This is a genomic window from Saccharothrix luteola (assembly GCF_020859565.1).
In the GTDB taxonomy this organism is placed as follows: domain Bacteria; phylum Actinomycetota; class Actinomycetes; order Mycobacteriales; family Pseudonocardiaceae; genus Actinosynnema; species Actinosynnema luteola.
Window position 1 is genome coordinate 46351 of sequence record NZ_JAJHUO010000045.1, and the last position, 19404, is coordinate 65754.

12 protein-coding genes and 1 tRNA gene are annotated in these 19404 nt (G+C 71.0%); 6 read left to right on the plus strand and 7 right to left on the minus strand.

Going from position 1 to position 19404, the window contains the following annotated elements; all coding sequences use genetic code 11:
- Nucleotides 1-2: 2 nt before the first annotated feature.
- Nucleotides 3-1427: a diaminopimelate decarboxylase gene (gene lysA / locus LNK82_RS42790; RefSeq protein WP_230572539.1), complete on the minus strand. Its 1425-nt coding sequence runs from the start codon at nucleotides 1425-1427 to the stop codon at nucleotides 3-5.
- Complete coding sequence (gene argS / locus LNK82_RS42795; protein ID WP_230572540.1) at nucleotides 1427-3070, minus strand: arginine--tRNA ligase; 1644 nt, start codon at nucleotides 3068-3070, stop codon at nucleotides 1427-1429. The genes lysA and argS overlap by 1 nt, the downstream gene beginning before the upstream one ends.
- Before the next feature lie 170 nt (nucleotides 3071-3240).
- Between argS and LNK82_RS42800 the strand changes: the two genes are divergently transcribed.
- The 3 genes from LNK82_RS42800 (at nucleotide 3241) to LNK82_RS42810 (ending at nucleotide 7081) form a co-directional block, all read left to right on the plus strand.
- On the plus strand, nucleotides 3241-4065 hold the full coding sequence (locus tag LNK82_RS42800; protein WP_230572541.1) for a thioredoxin-like domain-containing protein: 825 nt from the start codon (nucleotides 3241-3243) through the stop codon (nucleotides 4063-4065).
- 72 nt (nucleotides 4066-4137) lie between these two features.
- The gene (locus LNK82_RS42805; protein ID WP_230572542.1) at nucleotides 4138-4773 is read left to right on the plus strand and encodes a DUF305 domain-containing protein; all 636 of its coding nucleotides are present in this window, start codon (nucleotides 4138-4140) and stop codon (nucleotides 4771-4773) included.
- A 352-nt stretch (nucleotides 4774-5125) separates the two neighbouring features.
- Complete coding sequence (locus tag LNK82_RS42810; RefSeq protein ID WP_230572543.1) at nucleotides 5126-7081, plus strand: hypothetical protein; 1956 nt, start codon at nucleotides 5126-5128, stop codon at nucleotides 7079-7081.
- Between the two features lie 85 nt (nucleotides 7082-7166).
- Here LNK82_RS42810 and LNK82_RS42815 read toward each other — a convergent pair whose 3' ends face one another.
- A complete protein-coding gene (locus tag LNK82_RS42815) occupies nucleotides 7167-7727 on the minus strand; it encodes a choice-of-anchor K domain-containing protein (RefSeq protein WP_230572544.1) in 561 nt (186 codons plus the stop codon).
- 179 nt (nucleotides 7728-7906) lie between these two features.
- Here LNK82_RS42815 and LNK82_RS42820 point away from each other — a divergent pair, with 179 nt between their 5' ends.
- Nucleotides 7907-9793, plus strand: a complete 1887-nt coding sequence (locus LNK82_RS42820) for an acyl-CoA dehydrogenase family protein (protein WP_230572545.1) — start codon at nucleotides 7907-7909, stop codon at nucleotides 9791-9793.
- 213 nt (nucleotides 9794-10006) lie between these two features.
- On the opposite strand, the gene LNK82_RS42825 is transcribed toward LNK82_RS42820, so the two are convergent.
- A complete protein-coding gene (locus tag LNK82_RS42825; protein ID WP_230572568.1) occupies nucleotides 10007-11152 on the minus strand; it encodes an ROK family transcriptional regulator in 1146 nt (381 codons plus the stop codon).
- Between the two features lie 178 nt (nucleotides 11153-11330).
- Between LNK82_RS42825 and LNK82_RS42830 the strand changes: the two genes are divergently transcribed.
- Entirely contained in the window at nucleotides 11331-15596 is a 4266-nt protein-coding gene (locus LNK82_RS42830; RefSeq protein WP_230572546.1) for a GH92 family glycosyl hydrolase, read from the plus strand.
- A gap of 11 nt (nucleotides 15597-15607) precedes the next feature.
- On the opposite strand, the gene LNK82_RS42835 is transcribed toward LNK82_RS42830, so the two are convergent.
- Both LNK82_RS42835 and LNK82_RS42840 read right to left on the minus strand, forming a co-directional pair.
- On the minus strand, nucleotides 15608-16516 hold the full coding sequence (locus LNK82_RS42835) for a cation diffusion facilitator family transporter (protein WP_230572547.1): 909 nt from the start codon (nucleotides 16514-16516) through the stop codon (nucleotides 15608-15610).
- Between the two features lie 43 nt (nucleotides 16517-16559).
- The gene (locus LNK82_RS42840) at nucleotides 16560-18155 is read right to left on the minus strand and encodes an SDR family oxidoreductase (protein ID WP_308257513.1); all 1596 of its coding nucleotides are present in this window, start codon (nucleotides 18153-18155) and stop codon (nucleotides 16560-16562) included.
- 65 nt (nucleotides 18156-18220) lie between these two features.
- Between LNK82_RS42840 and LNK82_RS42845 the strand changes: the two genes are divergently transcribed.
- Nucleotides 18221-18292 (plus strand) — tRNA-Arg (locus tag LNK82_RS42845).
- Between the two features lie 143 nt (nucleotides 18293-18435).
- Here the strand turns inward: LNK82_RS42845 and LNK82_RS42850 are convergent.
- On the minus strand, nucleotides 18436-19380 hold the full coding sequence (locus LNK82_RS42850; protein WP_230572549.1) for an acyltransferase domain-containing protein: 945 nt from the start codon (nucleotides 19378-19380) through the stop codon (nucleotides 18436-18438).
- Nucleotides 19381-19404 lie beyond the last annotated feature (24 nt).

Sequence of the window (19404 nt, forward strand, 5' to 3'; positions counted from 1 at the left end):
TCTCATACCTCCAGGCGGAACAGGTCTTCCTCGGTCTCCCGGCGCAGCAGCAACCGGGCCTGGCCGTCCACGACCGCGGCGAGCGCGGGCCGGGGCAGCCGGTTGTAGCCGCTGGCCATGGAGTAGCAGTACGCGCCGGTGGCGGCGACCGCGATCAGGTCGCCGGGCGCGAGGTCGTCGGGCAGCCAGCAGTCGCGCACGACCACGTCGCCGGACTCGCAGTGCTTGCCCACGACGCGGCAGAGCACGGGCCGGGCGTCCTCGCCCGCGGCGCGCGAGACCAGCTTGCAGTCGTAGACCGCGTCGTAGAGGGCGGTGCGGATGTTGTCGCTCATGCCGCCGTCCACGCTCACGTACCGGCGGACCACGCCCGCGTCGAGCTGGACGTCCTTGATGGTGCCCACCTCGTACAGCGTCACCGTGCCGGGGCCGACGATGGCGCGGCCCGGCTCGACGGCGATCTTCGGCGCGGGCAGCTCGGCGTGCTCGCTCTCCTTGGCCACGATGTTGCGCAGCTGCCTGGCCAGCTCCGCCGGCGGCGGCGGGTCGTCGTCGGCGGTGTAGGCGATGCCGAGGCCGCCGCCGAGGTCCACCGTCGTGACGTGGTCGAGGATCCCGGCGCCGTGCTCGTCGCGCAGCTCCGCGAGCAGCCCGATGACCCGGCGCGCCGCGACCTCGAAGCCGCTGGCGTCGAAGATCTGCGAGCCGATGTGGCTGTGCAGGCCGATCAGCCGCAGCCCGTCGGACTTCAGCACCCGGCGCGCCGCCTCGGCCGCGTCGCCCGAGGACAGCGAGAAGCCGAACTTCTGGTCCTCGTGCGCGGTGGCGATGAACTCGTGCGTGTGCGCCTCGACGCCGACCGTCACCCGGATCATCACCGGCTGCACGCGTCCGCGTTCGCGGGCGACCTGGTCGAGCCGGGCGATCTCGTAGAACGAGTCCAGCACGACCACGCCGACACCGGCCTCGACCGCGGCGGTCAGCTCGGCCGCCGACTTGTTGTTGCCGTGCAGCGCGATCCGCTCCGGCGGGAACTCGGCGCGCAGCGCGACGGCCAGCTCGCCGCCGCTGGCCACGTCGATGCTCAGGCCCTCCTCGGCGACCCACCGGGCCACCGCGACGGACAGGAACGCCTTGGACGCGTAGTGGACCCTGGTCGGGTCGCCGAACGCCTCGGCGTGCTCGCGGCACCGCGCCCGGAAGTCGCCCTCGTCCATCACGAACAGCGGGGTGCCGTGGTCCTGGGCGAGCTGCCGCACGTCCACGCCCGCCAGGCGCACCGCGCCGTCGTCGCCGCGCCCGGCGTTGCGGGGCCACACCCGCGGGTGCAGGGCGTCGAGCTGCTCGGTGGAGGACGGCCGGTTGCCCGCGGTGTTGGCGGGGACCATGACGTCGGCGTGCCGGGGACCGGCCGGGTGCGCGCGCATCACATGCGCTCCGGCGCGGACACGCCCAGCAGCGCGAGGCCGTTGGCGAACACCTGGCGGGTCGCCGCGCACAGGCTCAGCCGCGCCCGGTGCAGCTCGGTCGTCTCCTCGTCGCCCCTCGGCAGCACGCGGCAGGCCTCGTAGAACCGGTGGTAGGTGCCGGCCAGTTCCTCCAGGTACCGCGCGACGCGGTGCGGTTCGCGCAGCTCACCGGCGGTGGCGACGACGCGCGGGAACTCGCCGATGGTGCGGATCAGGTCGCCCTCGCGGTCGTGCGTGAGCTCCTCGACCGCCTCGCCGGGCGTGACGCCCAGGTCCGCGGCGTTGCGCAGCACCGACGACAGCCGCGCGTGCGCGTACTGGACGTAGAACACCGGGTTGTCGTTGCTCCGCTTGCGCAGCAGGTCCAGGTCGATGTCCAGGGACGAGTCCGCCGAGGAGCGGGTCATCGCGTACCGGGCGGCGTCCACGCCGACCGCGTCCACCAGGTCCTGCATGGTGATCACGTTGCCCGCGCGCTTGCTCATCCGCACCGGGACGCCCTCGCTGACCAGGTTCACCATCTGGCCGATCAGCACCTCGACCGACGCCGGGTCGTCGCCCAGCGCCGACGCGGCGGCCTTGAGCCTGCCGATGTAGCCGTGGTGGTCCGCGCCGAGCATGTAGATGCACAGGTCGAAGCCGCGCGACCGCTTGTCGACCAGGTACGCGATGTCACCGGCGATGTACGCCGGGTCACCGTCGCTCTTGATGACCACGCGGTCCTTGTCGTCGCCGAACTCGGTGGACCGCAGCCACCAGGCGCCGTTGTCGAAGTACAGCGCGCCGGAGTTCTTGAGCTGCTCGACCGCCTTGGTGACGGAGCCGGACTTGTGCAGCGAGTCCTCGTGGAAGAAGACGTCGAAGTCCGTGCCGAAGTCGTGCAGGTCCTTCTTGATCTCCTCGAACATGAGGGTCACGCCGATGCGGCGGAACACCTCGTGCGAGTCCTCGGCGGTCAGCGCGCCGGGCTCCTGCCGCAGCACCTCGGCGGCGATGTCGCCGATGTAGCCGCCCGCGTAGCCGTCCTCCGGCGCGGGCTCGCCCTTCGCGGCGGCGATCAGGGACCGGACGAACCGGTCGATCTGCGCGCCCGCGTCGTTGAAGTAGTACTCGCGGGTGACCTCGCCCCCGTTGGCGGCGAGGACCCGGCCGAGCGCGTCGCCGACCGCGGCCCAGCGGGTGCCGCCCAGGTGGATGGGGCCGGTCGGGTTCGCCGAGACGAACTCCAGGTTGATCCGGGTGCCGGCGAACTGGTCGCCGCGACCGTAGGCGTCACCGGCCTTCAGCACGTCGCGCACGATCGCGCCCTGGGCGTCCGCGGCGAGCCGCAGGTTCAGGAAGCCGGGGCCCGCGACCTCGACCGAGGAGATGGCGTCGGTGCCGGTCAGCGCGTCGGCGAGCCAGCCGGCCAGGTCGCGGGACGTCACGCCGACCTTCTTGGCGGTCTGGAGGGCCACGTTGGTGGCGTAGTCGCCGTGCTCGGGGTTGCGGGGGCGTTCGATCGTGACCGCTGTGGGCAGGGCGGCGGGGTCGAGGCCGCGGGTGGACAGCACGTCCACGGCCGTCGCACGGACCAGTTCAGCGAGCGCAGCGGGAGTCACCCGACAAGTCTAGGGAAGCGTTCTCGCTGGTCTCGACCGGGATGCGCGTCCCGCGAAGTGGGAACGGCAACCGGTGGCGGCCACCCGCTGTGACGGCCAGTTGACGGTGATCAGACACGGTATCCCTACACTGGCCCGCGGCATGGGCGTATGACGAGACTGAGGCGGACATGACCAGCGGCAAGAAGACGAAGGCCGCGCGCTCCAGCGTTGCGGCGGCGCGCTCCTCGGTGGTGGCCAAGAAGCCGAAGCCGTGGGGCACCATCATCGCGGTGGTGGCCGTGCTGGCCCTGGCCGGCACCGTGTTCGGCTACGCGTACAGCCAGATCGCGGACCGCAACGCGAAGGAGCAGGCGCTCGCGAAGTGGAACCCGACCGAGGAGAACAAGGACCCCTCGGACCAGATCCCCGGCGTGGTCAAGGTCGAGTACGAGGCCAGCAAGCACGTCGACGCCACGCAGCGGGTCGCCTACGACCAGTCACCGCCGTTCGGCGGTCCGCACGACAACGTGTGGGCCGACTGCACCGGCACGGTGTACGACAAGGCCGTCCGCAACGAGAACATGGTCCACCCGCTCGAGCACGGCGCGGTGTGGATCGCGTACAACCCGGACCAGATCACCGGTGAGGCGCTGGACAAGCTGAAGGCGCGCGCCGAGGGCCAGCCGTTCACCATGCTGTCGCCCTACCCCGGCCTGGACAAGCCGATCTCGCTGCAGTCGTGGGGCCACCAGCTGAAGCTGGAGAGCGCGGACGACGAGCGGATCGACCAGTTCATCCAGTCGCTGCGGCGCAACCAGTACACGTACCCCGAGGTCGGCGCCACGTGCGACGCGACCCAGTTCGACGTGACCAACCCGCCGCCGTTCGTGGCGGAGGCGCCCGGCGCCGACGCCGTCCCGATGGACGGTGGCAAGACGGACGGCACGGAGACCGACCCGTCGGCGCCGGCCGCGACCGACGCGCCCGCGGCCACCACGACCGCGAGCAGCTGACCTGTGGCAGGCGCCGGGCAGCAGGACGAGGCACCCCCGTCACGCGGGGTGACCGCGACCAGGACGGTCGTCGTGACCATCGCGGTCGTGGCCGTCCTCCTGCTCGGCGCCGCCGTCGGTCTGCTGATCAAGCTGCCGGGCGCGGACACCAGTTCGACGCCCGCGCGCGATTCCGTCGACGTCGGGTTCACGCAGGACATGTCGACGCACCACCTCCAGGGCGTGACGATGGCCAACATCGCGCGGGAGAAGACGGCCGACCCCGCCGTCCGGCAGCTCGCCTTCGACATCGCCTCGACCCAGTTGGAGCAGGTCGGGCGGATGAAGGGGTGGCTGTTCCTCTGGGGCTACCCCGAGCAGTCGGTCGACGGCGTGCACATGTGGTGGATGACCTCCGGCACGCACGGGCACGACCCGGCCGCCTCGGGCTCGGGTTCCGGTGACGCCGAGCGGATGCCCGGCATGGCGTCGTCCGAGGAGATCACCAAGCTGCGCTCGCTGACCGGCGTCGAGTTCGACGTCTACTTCCTGCAGCTGATGCTGCGGCACCACAAGGGCGGCGCCCCGATGGCCGAGTACGCCGCCACGCGCGCCGGTCAGTCGGTCGTGCGGACGCTGGCGGACAACATGCTCAAGTCGCAGACCGCCGAGAGCACGTACATGCAACAACTGATCACGGAACGCGGCGCCGCCCCTCTGCCGAGCTGACCCGGCCGAGCCGCCTCACCTGGCCGACCTCACCCGGCCGACGCCGCTTGGCCGGCGCTCCAGCCGACGCCGCTCGGCCGCCGTCTGGCCGGCCCCACCCGGCCGACGCCCCTTGGCGGAGCCACCTGGCCACCCCGCCGAGCCGGCCCACCAGGCCTCGGCCATCCAGCCCACCCGCCCGGCCGATCCCCCGGCGAACGCCGCTTCGCCGGGCCTCGGGCCGCCGACCCCCTCTGGCCGACCCGGTCGCGTGATCGGCCGCGCACCGCCGGTAACAGTGCTCCCACCTGGCGTTTTCCGGGCGATTTCCTGGCATGATCCTCGCGACGTGCCGACCCCAGGGGGACACACCATGACACCGTGGCGAAGATCCGCGCGCGCGGTCGCCGCGATCGCTCTGCTGAGCACCGCCTTCACCACCGCCGCACCGGCCTCGGCCTACCAGGAGCCGAGGGGCGACGCGCCCGCCGCGACCGCGGAGAACAGCCCGCCGGCGACGCCGACCGCGCACCAGGTCTGGCCGGACCGGGGCTGCGCGCCGACCGCGCCCGGCACCCACCTCAACCCGGCGAGGCTCAACGACGCCCAACGCCTGGTGTTCACCGCGACGCTGAGCGACCCGGACCCCGGTGAGGCGCTGACGGCCGAGTTCGCGCACTGGCCCGTCGCCGACCCTCCCGCCCGCGAGACGCTCCAGTGGCCGGCCGACGCGAACGGCGCGGTCGTCGCGCAGGCGAACGCCTGGTTGTTCCCGCAGGACGGCACGCACGCGTGGACGGTACGCGCGCTCGACGCCACGTCCGCCTCCCGGGAGACCGAGCCCTGCTACTTCACCATCGACCGGACCGCGCCCTCGGCGCCGACCATCTTCTCGGAGGTCTACCCGAGCGGGCCCGGTCAGCGGGGCGGTGGTCTCGGCGTGCCCGGTGACTTCACCTTCTCCACCAGCTCCGACGACGTCGTCGCGTACGAGTACCGGTTCTTCGCCGAATCGGAGTGGCAGACCGCCACCCCCGCCACCCCCGGCGGCCAGGTGACGATCACCCGCACGCCCCCGCGCGCGAGCTACGACGTCGCGGTCGTGCGCACGGTCGATCGCGCGGGCAACCGCTCGTCGGACAGCTCGTACCCGTTCGAAGTCCTCGACAATCGCCCGATCGTGGTGTCGGACCGGTACGACATCCACGGCAGCCCCAACGGCGGCGTGGGCGTGCCCGGTCGGTTCGACTTCTCCTCGAACCTGACCGACGTGGTGAGCTACACCTTCCAGGTCGACGACGGCCCGGAGATCACCGTGGCCGCCGACGCGCAGCGCAAGGCGAGCGTCATGTACGCGCCGACCCACAGCGGGCTCAACGTGCTCACGGCCCACAGCACGTCCGCGGCCGGCGTGGCGTCGGCCGAGCGCATCTTCCGGTTCGTGCTGGACGACGCACCCGTCGTCACCCAGCGCGGGAACGAGGTCGTCGGGTCGTCGGTGGAGTTCGAGATCCAGCCCCGCCAAGCGGGCGCCGTGTCCTACACCTACTACTTCGTGCGCCACGACGTCTCGACGACCGAACGCGTCGTGGCGCCCGCGGAGGCGGACGGCACGGCCCGCTTCACCTGGGTGCCGCAGGCCACCGACCTGGACTTCGCCTCCCTGCGGGTGCGCAGCACCGACGGGTCGGGCCGGCTGTCGGTGACGCGGACGGTCAACCTGGACGTGGACGGCGCCGCGCCGGCCATCACCATCACCGGTGGGACGCCTGCCCGGCCGGCCGCGGTCACCTTCACCACCAGCATGGTCGCGCCGGTCGAGTACGAGTACTGGTTCGACCACGCGCCCTCGGTGAAGTACACCGCGCCCGCCGACCCCGACGGCACGACCACCGTCCGGCACACCGCCGACCGCGTCGGCACGCTGGTGCTGCGCGCCCGCGTCCGCAACGCCGCCGGCACCTGGTCGGCCCAGGGCGGCGTGAACTGGCGGGTCCAGGACAACCCGACCGTCAGCTCGGCGGAGTTCCCCGCCGCCTCCAGCGGCAAGTGGCGCGAGGGGTCCTTTACGTTCACCGCGAACCAGGCCGACGCGACGGCGTTCGAGTACACGGTCGACGGCGTCACCACGACCGTCCCGATCGGCCCGGACGGCACCGCGACGATCCGCTGGACCCCCACCCACGCCGAGGAGCAGCACCTGCGGGTGGTCAGCCGCACCGCGGCGGGCGTCAAGTCGACCCACACCGACCACCGGTTCCGGATCGCGCCCGACCGGGTCGGCCGGGCGGACGTGCCGGAGTGGAAGACCCCGTCGCACCGCCGATGAGCCCTCGGCACAGCAGGACCCGCCGTTCTCGCCTCACCCGCTCGGGGCTACCCGCGAGCACTGGCGTGGCGGCCCCATCCGTGGTTCAGCCACCGACCAACGGGTTCGTCCGCTCGAACTTGGCGACGATGTCGGCCTCGTTGTGCTTGCCCTCAGGGCTGAGGAACTGGGGAACGACCGTGCCGTCCATCAGGAAGCCGATGATCGACACTTCGTACTTGACGCCTTCGATGTGCACGATCTCGTTGCCGGAGACCTTCGGCAGTTTGACCTTGTCGTCCTGGTAACCAGGCGAATTGATGGTTTCGACATGAGAGAAAACTACGGTGCACTTGTGCTTGGTGCCATCGTCCTTGAACTCGATGTCGATCTCGAGAGTCGCCTGGAACTGCGTTTCCTCCCCCATTAAGATCACGTAGTTGTGGTGCGTGAACGTACCCAGCGTGACTTGGAAGCTGTTGCTGCCGTCGTGTTTCGTGTGGGCGAGGGCACCGGTGAACTCGTACTCGCTCCGCCCGGCGTTCTCGTCACCCGGGGCCGGGGTGCCCCATTTGATGTGATTGCTGTCCAGACCGTTGAGCTTCATCTCGGGCGTGTTCGGATCGACCGAGATCCACTTTCCGGTGGTGACAATTCGGTCCACCATGAGGCGCTCCCTATACCTGGGGTTTATCCGCGAACGAGTTACGCGCCAACAGTGGTGTGCGCACGAGCGCATCCACATCAACCGAACGGGTGATCATCTGGCGAACACCGGGCACATGGTCACCCGGACGGGGCTACCCGCGAGTAGTAACGTGGGAGGCCCCATCCTGGAGGTCAGCGATGACCGCAGTGGATCCCGACAAGCACGTTGACGAGCGCACCGCGCGCAAGGTCGCGGAACAGGCCCGCGAGACCCGGTGGCGCCACCCGAGCTTCGGCCGCGAGCTCTTCCTCGGCCACTTCCGCCTCGACCTGATCCATCCCCACCCCAGCGGCTCGGCCGAGGACCGCGAGCGCGGCGAGACGTTCCTCGCCGCCCTGCGCGAGTTCTGCGAGCACTCCGTGGACGGCGCGGAGATCGAGCGCGACGCCCTCATCCCCGACCACGTGCTGACCGGCCTCAAGCAGCTCGGCGCGTTCGGCATGAAGATCAAGCGCGAGTACGGCGGCCTCGGCCTGTCCCAGGTCTACTACAACCGGGCGTTGATGATGGTCGGCTCGGTCAGCCCCGCGTTGGGCGCGATGCTGTCCGCGCACCAGTCCATCGGCGTGCCGCAGCCGCTGGCGATGTTCGGCACGGACGAGCAGAAGCGGCAGTACCTGCCCCGCTGCGCGACCGGCGAGATCAGCGCGTTCCTGCTCACCGAGCCGGACGTGGGCAGCGACCCGGCCCGCCTCGGCACCACGGCCACGCCCACCGACGACGGCTACGTGCTCAACGGCGTGAAGCTGTGGACGACCAACGGCGTGGTGGCCGACCTGCTGGTGGTGATGGCGCAGGTGCCGGGCAAGGGCATCAGCGCGTTCGTGGTCGAGGGCGACTCGCCCGGCATCACGGTGGAGAACCGCAACGAGTTCATGGGCCTGCGCGGCCTGGAGAACGGCGTCACCCGGTTCCACCAGGTCCACGTGCCCAAGGCCAACCTGATCGGCAAGGAGGGCGCGGGCCTGAAGATCGCGCTCACCACGCTCAACACCGGCCGGCTGTCGTTGCCCGCCCTGTGCGCGGGCGCGGCGAAGTGGAGCCTGAAGATCGCCCGCGAGTGGACGGCGCACCGCGTGCAGTGGGGCCGGCCGATCGGCGAGCACGAGGCCATCGCGGGCAAGATCGCCTACATCGCGGCCACCGCCTACGCGCTGGAGGCCGTGCTCGACCTGTCCAGCGAGCTGGCCGACGCGGGCGGGCACGACATCCGCATCGAGGCGGCACTGGCCAAGCTCTACGGCTCCGAGATGGCCTGGCTGGTCGCGGACGAGCTGGTGCAGCTGCGCGGTGGGCGCGGCTACGAGACCGCGGCGTCCCTGGCGGCCCGCGGCGAACGCGGCGTGCCCGCCGAGCAGGTGCTGCGCGACCTGCGGATCAACCGGATCTTCGAGGGCTCGACCGAGATCATGCACCTGCTCATCGCACGGGAGGCGGTGGACGCGCACCTGGCCGTCGCCGGTGACTTCATCGACCCGGAGGCCGACACCAAGCGCAAGGCGCAGGCGCTGGCCAGGGCGGGCGGGTTCTACGCCAAGTGGCTGCCGACGCTGGTGGTCGGCAAGGGCCAGGTGCCGCGCGCCTACGCCGAGTTCGGGCCGCTGGCCGGTCACCTGCGGTTCGTCGAGCGGTCCAGCCGCAAGCTGGCCAGGCAGACGTTCTACGCCATGTCGCGCTGGCAGGGCCGGCTGGAGCGCAAGCAGCGGTTCCTGGCGCGGATCGTGGACATCGGCGCGGAGCTGTTCGCCATCAGCGCGGCGTGCGTGAAGGCGGCGGCGGACGGAGACCGGGCGGTCGAGCTGGCGGACGCGTTCGCCGCGCAGGCGCGCGTGCGGGTCGACGAGCTGTTCGACCGGTTGTGGCGCAACTGCGACGACTCGGACGCGAAGGTGGCGCGGCACGTCCTGGACGGCCGGTTCACCTGGCTGGAGGAGGGGGTGCTGGACCCGTCCGGCCCGGGACCGTGGATCGCGGACTCGACGCACCGGGCGTCCACGGCGCAGAACGTCCACCGCTCGACATAGTTGCACGGGGCAGGTGTTTGCGGGCGCGGCACCTGCCCCGTGGCACGGTCGAAAGGGGACCACGTCCCCCGTACTCCCCTTTCGACTCCCCTAACTAGCGGAAGGAACAAACACACCCTCCAGGAGGAGGTTCCGCTCACGCTACGTCGTTACTGGCGAGTTGAGACCTACGACTTTCGGGTGAATCAGCAGGTGAGAGTCACTCGACTACTCTCAGAGAGTCACGCTGCCTCGACGGTCGAACACGAGCTCGCGCGCCGACCGCAACCCCATGGCGATGGCACCGCTGAGCACCGCACCGTCACCCAGCTCGCCCGCCACGATCCGCGGCACGAGCGGCGTCATCCGCCGCAGCGCCGCCTCCATCGGCTCCTGGAGCAGGTCGGTGTTGCTGCCGATGCCGCCGCCGAGCACCACCAGCTCAGGGTCGATCACCGCCACCACCGACGCCACCACGAACGCCAGCCGCTCCGCCTCGTCGCGCACCGCGAGCAGCGCCCGTCCGTCACCGGCCTTCGCCGCCGCGAACACCTCCCGCGCCGACCGCGCCGCCAGCCCGCGCCGCTTCGCCAGCGCCACCACGGATTCCGCCGCCGCGGCGGCCTCGACCTGGCCGCGCTGCCGTCCGTCCTCTTCGGACTGACCGGTGTAGGGCAGGTAGCCGACCTCGCCCGCCGCCCCGTGCGCGCCGCGGAACAGCCGGCCGTCCACCACGATCCCCATGCCGATCCCGGTGCCGACGGTGAGGCACACGAACACGTCGACGTCGCGCGCCACCCCGTAGGCCTGCTCGCCGACGGCGGCCAGGTTCGCGTCGTTCTCCACGACGAGACCCGCGCCCAGCTCGGCCTCCAGGTCGTCCAGCAGGCCCGGCCGTTCCCAACCGGGCAGGTTCGGCGCGTGGCGCAGGGTCCGGTCGCGCGGATCGGGCACGCCGGGCGTGCCGACGACCTTCACCACCAGGTCGGCGGGCGACAGCCCGGCGTCGGACGCCGTCCGCTCGACCAGCTCCCGCACCGTGCGGACCAGGGCCGTCGCCGAACGGCACCGGTTGCGCTCGTCGGACCGCGCGATCACCGAACCGGCCAGGTCCGCCACCGCCACCCGGATCCGCTGCCTGCCGATGTCGACGCCGAGCACGTGCCCCGCCGCCGGGTTCGGCTCGTAGACCACGGCCGACCGGCCCGGTCCCGCCGACGTGCGGCCGATGGGGCGCACCAGGCCGTGCTGCTCCAGGTCGAGCAACGCCTGGCCGATGGTCGGCTTCGACAGGCCGGTGTCCTTGGCGAGCTGCGGCCTCGTCGCCGGACCGCCGTCCCGCAAGCGGTCCAGCACCGCGCGCTGGTTGAGCACGCGCATCCCCGCGGGGGTGCCCACCTGGGGCGGGTTCGGGGCCGTCACGGTGAGTGAGTGTAGATCGGGTGGAGCAGCTTCCGGACAGGCTTGCGGACAAGTTGCGCGGCCGCACTTGACAACGATGTCAGCTGCCCCTTTGCTTCGCTAAAGATCGGGTCGGTATGGGCGAAGGGCGTGCGCAATGGGGCACATGCGGGGCAGGAGATCGCTGGTGGTCGTCTCGACCATCGCACTGGCGCTGGGGAGCGTGGGAGGCTGGACCTCCGCGACCGCCGCACCGGGGGAGCCAACCGTGAGCGAGACGCTCTTCGCCACGTCGTTCGAGGACGGGCAGCCGCTGCCGACCTGGACGAGCACCGTGGAGACCGGCCCGGACGGCAAGGAGAAGACGTCGGGCGTCGACGGCTCCGACTCCACCGGCATCCCCGGCAACGTCACCGACCGCGTGGTCGACGTCGTGGCCAACTCCGAGAACTCCGGCGCCGGCGAGGTCGCGGCCAACCTGGTCGATGCCAACGTGGCGTCGAAGTGGCTCACCTTCACGCCCACCGGCTGGGCGCGGTTCACCTTCGCCGAGCCCGTCGCGGTCAAGCGCTACGCGATGTCGTCGGCCAACGACGCGCCCGAGCGCGACCCGAAGGACTGGACGCTGCGCGGCTCGAACGACGGCACGACGTGGACCCCGGTCGACGCGCGCACCGGCGAGGCGTTCGCCGAGCGGTTCCAGACCAAGGTCTACGACCTCGCCAACACCGGGGCGTTCAAGCACTACCAGCTCGACATCTCCGCGACCGCGGGCGGCGTGAACCTCATCCAGCTGGCCGAGGTCCAGTTCTCCGACGGCTCCACCACCCCGCCCGCGAAGAACATGCGCACTACCGTGGGCAAGGGGGCCAACGGCGGGTACAACGCCAAGGCGGGCGCCGGGTTCACCGGCGTGAAGGCGCTGCGGTACCAGGGCACGCACACCGTCGAGGGCCGCGGCTACTCGTACAACAAGGTCTTCGACGTCGACATCCCCGTCACGTCGACCACCGAGCTGTCGTACCTGATCTTCCCGTCGTTCACCACGGACGACCTGAACTATCCGGCCACGTTCGTCTCGCTCGACCTCGCGTTCGCCGACGGCACCTACCTCAGCGACCTCGGCGCACGTGACCAGCACGGTTTCGAGCTGTCACCGCGCGGCCAGGGCGCGGCGAAGTCGCTCTACACCAACCAGTGGAACCGGATCGCCTCCGCCATCGGCTCGGTGGCCGCGGGCAAGACGATCAAGCGGATCCTCCTGGCGTACGACAACCCGAAGGGACCGGCCGGGTTCAACGGCTGGGTCGACGACATCGCGGTGAAGTCCGCGCCGGTCGTGGTCGACCGGCCGCGCCCGTCCGACTGGGTGCTGACCACCCGCGGCACGAACTCCAGCGGCTCGTTCTCGCGGGGCAACAACTTCCCGGCCACCGCGGTGCCGCACGGCTTCAACTTCTGGTCGCCCATGACCAACGCGGGCTCGATCAGCTGGCTGTACGAGTACGCGAAGAACAACAACCGCGACAACCTGCCGACGTTGCAGGCGTTCACCGCGAGCCACGAGCCCAGCCCGTGGATGGGCGACCGGCAGACGTTCCAGGTGATGCCGACCGTCGGCACGCCGACCGCCGACCGGGCCGAGCGCGCCCTGCCGTTCAAGCACGAGAACGAGATCGCCAAGGCGCACTACTACGGCGTGCGGTTCGAGAACGGGATGCGCACCGAGATCGCGCCGACCGACCACGCCGCGCTGTTCCGCTTCACGTTCGTGGACGACACCGCGAACCTGGTGTTCGACAACGTCAACAACAGCGGCGGGCTCACGCTCGACCCGGCGACCGGCGTGGTGACGGGCTTCTCCGACGTCAAGAGCGGCCTGTCGACCGGCGCGACGCGGCTGTTCGTGTACGGCGTGGTGGACAAGCCGGTCGTCTCCAGCGGTCGGCTGACCGGCGCGGGCCGCGACGACGTGGCGGGCTTCTTCCGGTTCGACACGTCCGGCGACAAGACCGTGACGATGAAGATCGCCACGTCGTTGCTGGGCGTCGACCAGGCGAAGCGCAACCTGGAGCTGGAGGTGTCCGCCTCGGACACGTTCGACTCGGTGCGCGACCGGGCGCAGCAGGCGTGGGACCGCGTGCTGGGGATGGTCGAGGTGGAAGGCGCGTCGGAGGACCAGCTGACCACGCTGTACTCCAACCTCTACCGGCTCTACCTCTACCCGAACTCGGGCTTCGAGAACACCGGCACCGCCGACGCGCCCAAGTACCAGTACGCGTCGCCCGTGCAGCCCTCCGGGCCGTCCACGCCGACGAAGACCGGCGCGAAGGTCGTGGACGGCAAGGTCTACGTCAACAACGGCTTCTGGGACACCTACCGGACCACGTGGCCCGCGTACAGCCTGTTGACGCCGAACAAGGCGGCCGAGCTGGCGGACGGGTTCGTGCAGCAGTACCGGGACGGCGGGTGGATCTCGCGCTGGTCCTCGCCCGGTTACGCGAACCTGATGACCGGCACGAGCTCCGACGTGGCGTTCGCGGACGCGTTCGTGAAGGGCGTGCCGCTGCCCGACGCCAAGGCCGCCTACGACGCGGCGGTGAAGAACGCGACGGTCGCGCCGCCGAACGCGGGCGTCGGCCGCAAGGGCCTGGACACCTCGATCTTCACCGGCTACACGTCCACCGCCACCGGCGAGGGCATGTCGTGGGCGATCGAGGGCTACGTCAACGACTACGGCATCGCGAACATGGCGAAGGCGCTGCACGAGAAGACCGGTGAGGCGCAGTACCTGGCGTCGTACGAGTACTTCTCGAACCGGGCGCAGAACTACATCCACATGTTCGACCCGTCGACGGGTTTCTTCCAGGGCCGCAACCCCGACGGCACGTGGCGCGTGCCCACCGACGAGTACGACCCGCGGGAGTGGGGCCACGACTACACCGAGACCGACGGCTGGAACATGGCGTTCTCGGTGCCGCACGACGGGCAGGGCCTGGCGAACCTGTACGGCGGCCGGGACGGGTTGGCGAAGAAGCTCGACGAGTTCTTCGCCACGCCGGAGACGGCGAAGTTCCCCGGCTCGTACGGCGGCGTGATCCACGAGATGACCGAGGCGCGCGACGTGCGGATGGGGCAGCTGGGCCACTCCAACCAGGTGTCGCACCACATCACGTACATGTACGACTACGCCGGTCAGCCGTGGAAGACGCAGGAGAAGGTGCGCGAGATCCTGTCCCGGCTCTACCTGGGCAGCGAGATCGGCCAGGGCTACCCCGGTGACGAGGACAACGGCGAGCAGTCGGCGTGGTGGCTGTTCAGCGCGATGGGCTTCTACCCGCTGCAGATGGGCAACGCCTCGTACGCGATCGGGTCGCCGCTGTTCGAGAAGATGACCGTGCGGCTGGACAACGGGCGCTCGCTCGTGGTCAACGCGCCGGCCAACTCCGCGAAGAACGTCTACGTGCAGTCGTTGAAGGTCAACGGGAAGAAGTGGGACAAGTCGCACCTGCCGCACGCGGAGATCGCGAACGGCGGCGTGCTGGACTTCGAGATGGGGTCGTCGCCGTCGCGGTGGGCCACCGGTCCGGACGCCGCGCCGCCGTCGTTGACCACGGGTTCCTCGGCTCCCGCTCCCCTGCGGGACGTGACGCTGTCGGGGACGGTGACCGGGGCGCCCGCGTCGGTGGTGGACAACACCTCCCAGACGTCCGGCGCGCTGTCGTGGTTGCAGGTGGACCTGCCGTCGAAGAAGGAAGACGCGACGTTCTACACCTTGACGTCGGGCAAGGCCGCGGGTAACCCGGCCTCGTGGGTGCTGAAGGGCTCGTACGACGGGACGAACTGGACCTCGGTGGACGAGCGGTCCGGTGAGGCGTTCGCGTGGCGGCAGCAGACGCGGGCGTTCAAGATCGCCCGGCCGGGGCACTACCAGCACTACCGGCTGGAGTTCCCGGGCTCGGTGACGGTGGCGGAGTTCGAGCTGCTGGCCAAGCCGTTCGTGACGTGCTCGGCGACGGTGACCGGTGAGCACGTCGGGGCGTTGCGCGTGGAGTCGGGCGTGACGTGCGTGGACGGCGGCTCCGTGACCGGTCCGGTGACGGTGGCGGCGGGCGCGTCGCTGTACGTGTTCGGCGGGAAGGTCGACGGTCCGGTGAACGCCACCGGCGCGGCGGCGGTCGTGCTGGTGGGGACGTCGGTCGGCGGGCCGGTGAACGTGACCGGGACCACCGGCCGGGTGTCACTGGAACGGGTGTCGGTCGGCGGGCCCGTGCGGCTGGTGGACAACAAGGGCGGCACGGTCGTCGCGGGCAACACCGTCGGCGGGCCGATGTCGTGCACCGGGAGCAACCCCGCACCGGTGAACAACGGCTGGGTGAACTCGGCGAGCGGGCCCAAGACGGGTCAGTGCGCCGGGCTGTAGGTCCTTGAGGGTCACCAGGAGATTTCGCGGCACCGGCGCGCGGAATCTCCTGGTTCGACCTGGAGCGTGGCGTGCTCGATGTGGTAGCGCTCGGCCAGCAGCGCCTGCGCGGCGCGCAGCACGTCGGCCGGGTCCACTTGGTCACGGGTGGTGAGGTGCGCGGAGGCGACCTCCATGCCCGAGGTGAGCGTCCAGACGTGCAGGTCGTGCGCCTCGGCCACGCCGGGCAGGCGGCTCAGGTCGGCCTGCATCTCGGCGACGTCCAGCCGTTCCGGCGCGTGCTGGAAGAGGATCCTCAGGGCGCTCGCGGCCAGCTTGTACGTGCGCGGGAGGACGAACAGGCCGATCGCGACACCCATGATCGGGTCGGCGTAGCGCCAGCCGAAGACCAGCGTGACGACGCCGCTGACGAGCACCCCGACCGACCCGATGAGGTCGGCCAGGACTTCCAGGTACGCGCCGCGGACGTTGATGCTGTCCTTCGCGCCCTGCCGGAGCAGGAAGAACGAGACGACGTTGGCCGCGAGGCCCGCGGTGGCGGCCAGCACGACGGGCAGGCCGGGCACCTCGGGCGGGTTGCCGAACCGCCCGACGGCTTCGTACACGACGTAACCGGCCACGCCGAACAGCAGCACGGCGTTGGCCAGCGCGGCCAGCACCTCGGCCCGGTAGAGGCCGAACGTGCGGCTGCCGCCCGTTCGCGCGCGGCGGGCCAGCATGATGGCGGCCAGCGCCATGCCGACGCCCAGGACGTCGGTGAGCATGTGGGCCGCGTCGGAGATCAGGGCCAGCGAGCCGGTGGCGATGCCGACGACGAACTCCAGCGCCATGAACGCCGCGCCGATGCCGAAGGCGATCCACAGCCGGCCGAGGTGCTTGGCGCTCCCCGACGGCACACCGTGGCCGTGTCCGTGACCCATGAGCGGAACATATAGTCACATGCGCATGAGTGCAACTCGAGTGTCAGGGGCGCCACAACCGGCCCAGGGCGCGGACCAGGCCGGGTGCGATCCGGTTGGCCAGGTGCACGGCTTTCGCCTCCACCGTGACGGGTACCACCACCCTGGGGTCGTCCACCACCCTGAGCACTTCGGCCGCGACCTTCTCCGGCCCGAAGCCGCGCCTGCGTGCCGTGGCGTCGGCCCGGCGGCGTCGTTCCTCCTGCTCGGCCGGTGTGGCGCCGGCGAACGTGAAGGTCTTGGTGAGGTCGGTGCGCACGGCGCCCGGGCACAGCGCGGTCACCTTGATCCCGTGCCGCCGCAGTTCGGCGTCCAGGCACTGGGCCAGCATGAGGACGGCGGCCTTCGTGGTCGAGTAGGCGGGCAGCGCGGCGTTCGGCAGGTAGCCGACCACCGATGACGTGACGACGAGGTGCCCTCCTTCGGCCCGGTCCACCATCCGCTGGGCGAAGGCCCTCAGCGTGTGCACGACGCCCCAGAGGTTGACGTCCACGACCCGTCGCCAGTCTTCCTCCGACGTGCGGAGGAAGGAGCCGACCACGCTGATGCCCGCGTTCGCCATCACCACGTCCGGCACCCCGTGCCGCGCCATGACCTCGTCCGCCACGGTCCGCATCGCCGCCGAGTCCGCCACGTCGACCCGGTAGGCGTGTCCGCCGACCAGCTCGGCCGTGTCCCGCGCCTTCTCGTCGTCGACGTCGAGCACGACCACTTCGGCGCCCTGCTCCGCGAAGGCCGCCGCCGTGGCCCTGCCGATCCCGCTCCCCGCCCCCGTGATGACCACGAGCCGCTTCCGCCGCTTGCCGTCGACGGCGTCCGCGATGTGCCGTGCGACCAGCTCCGGGTGCGTCCGCGGCGCCCAGTGCCCGGCCTGGACCCTGCTCCGCGTGAGGTGCTCGACCCAGGGCTCCGCCGCTTCCAGGTGCTCCCGCCGCACGTACGGGTCCTTGGTCAACTCGATCTGGTGAACCCGCACCGAGACCTTCTCCGGCTTCCGCCCCTGCCCCACGTTGGCCCGGTACATCCCCAACCCGTTGACCAACTCCCGCCGTCCCGCCCGCAACCACTTCCGGACCGCGGGCACCCGCCACACCAGCTCCGCCGCACCGGGCACCTTGAACCCCGCGATGTACCAGGACTTCCCCAACACCCTCGCCACCGCGACCGGCCGCAAGCGATTGCGCCCGACCCAGTCGCCGAGGTGCCCCAGATCTGGCCCGGAGATGCTGGTGAACGACAGGAACAACTCGGGCCGAGCCACCACCGCCGCCCAACCCTGCAACGACCCCCAGTCGTGCCCGACGAGGTGAACCGGCCCACCGACCGCCCCCACCACCGCCACGAGGTCCTCGACCAACCGCTCCAGCCGGTACCCCTGACTCCCACCCCCACGCGGCGCGTCCGACCCCCCGGCCCCTCTCACGTCATACCGAACCACCCAGAACCGCTTCTCGAGCTCCCGCACCACCCCGTCCCACACCTCGGACGTGTCGGGGAACCCGTGCACCAACACCACGGGAACCGCCCCGACCACCCCACCCTGCACCACCCGAATCCGCAGGTCACCGCTCCGAACCACACCCTCGCGCCCTGACTCCACAACCGAAGAGGGTAGGGGGTGAAACCAACCGTCCGCAGTGCGCTAAGCTTCCACCCGTAGCTGCGGCCCCCGTAGCTCAGGGGATAGAGCACCGCCCTCCGGAGGCGGGAGCGCAGGTTCGAATCCTGCCGGGGGCACATCGCATGAACAGCACGAAAAGGCCCTTGACCAGCGCGAACGCGGTCAAGGGCCTTACTCGTGCATCCGGCCGTGTCCGGAGCGGAGTCGGCAGCGCGGTCGCCACTGCCATCGGCGGCTGCTGGACACGAGCCAGGTGCGGCTAGATCGGGAAGCGGCCGCGGCGCCATTGCCAGTGATGGCCGGCCTTCAGGTGGTCGACGATCGCGCGTTGGAGCGCTGTGCGGCGGGGTAGTTGGTCGAGTGGGGTGGTCAGGGTTCGGAAGGCGAAGCGCAGCACCTCGACGTCGGCGTCCAGTCCTTCAGGCTCCTCGTAGGGCTCCAGGTCGAACCTCCGCTGGAACCGGACGATGTTGGAGTCCTCCGGCAGGTACTCCCGAAGCTGCGGGTCGAGCAGCCACGAACCGCAGGCGAACGCGGTGAAGTGCTCGTCCGGGAAGTGGCGCGGGAAGAACGCGCGGGCCTCGTCGAGTGACGCCGTGACCGCCTCCGGGGTCATCGGGCCCGACTCGGGGATGTGCAGGTCGATGGTGCCGTCAGCGCGCTGGTGCTGCAGCCGGCCCAGCTCGTAGACGCTGCCCCGCGCGTGCAGCGTCAACCAGCTCTGCATGACCGGCCAGCCCTCGCCGCGCATCCGCCGGTCGATCGCGAGGTTCCGACCCAGGTCCGCGAGGGTCGTCCACGAGACGGCGTCGGCGATGCCGTGGTCGCGGTGGTAACCCCGGACGACGTCGGTCAGGGCCAGGTACGCGTACACGTAGAGGTGCCGCCAGGCGGGGCCGCGGTCGCGCGGCAGCTCCGGGCCGGGTGGCAGCCAGCCGTGGCCACCGAGATCGGCGCGGACCAGGGCGATGGAGCGGTCGAGCAGCCAGCGCAGCTCCGGGGTCCACAGTGGAGAGTCGGGGTCGGGCCAGCCGGCCATGATCTCGGCGGCGTCGTCCGGCCGCACGGCGAGCCGGTCGAGGATCGCGGGCGCGTCGGCCTTGGCGGGCAGCGGAGCCGACGGCAGGTCGCCGGCGAGCCGGTGCACGCGGTCGACGTCCTCGACGGCGACCCCGAGTCGGGCGGCGGTGTCGTCCAGATCCACGCCGACGATCCTACCGACCGGGTC

Bases quoted from the DNA above. Each gene is read 5' to 3' on its own strand.
- LNK82_RS42810 (WP_230572543.1), top strand. From the start codon at position 5,126: ATGACACCGTGGCGAAGATCCGCGCGCGCGGTCGCCGCGATCGCTCTG.
- LNK82_RS42800 (WP_230572541.1), top strand. From the start codon at position 3,241: ATGACCAGCGGCAAGAAGACGAAGGCCGCGCGCTCCAGCGTTGCGGCG.
- LNK82_RS42830 (WP_230572546.1), top strand. From the start codon at position 11,331: ATGGGGCACATGCGGGGCAGGAGATCGCTGGTGGTCGTCTCGACCATC.
- LNK82_RS42825 (WP_230572568.1), bottom strand. From the start codon at position 11,152: ATGCGCGTGCTCAACCAGCGCGCGGTGCTGGACCGCTTGCGGGACGGC.
- LNK82_RS42835 (WP_230572547.1), bottom strand. From the start codon at position 16,516: ATGGGTCACGGACACGGCCACGGTGTGCCGTCGGGGAGCGCCAAGCAC.
- LNK82_RS42815 (WP_230572544.1), bottom strand. From the start codon at position 7,727: ATGGTGGACCGAATTGTCACCACCGGAAAGTGGATCTCGGTCGATCCG.
- lysA (WP_230572539.1), bottom strand. From the start codon at position 1,427: ATGCGCGCGCACCCGGCCGGTCCCCGGCACGCCGACGTCATGGTCCCC.
- LNK82_RS42820 (WP_230572545.1), top strand. From the start codon at position 7,907: ATGACCGCAGTGGATCCCGACAAGCACGTTGACGAGCGCACCGCGCGC.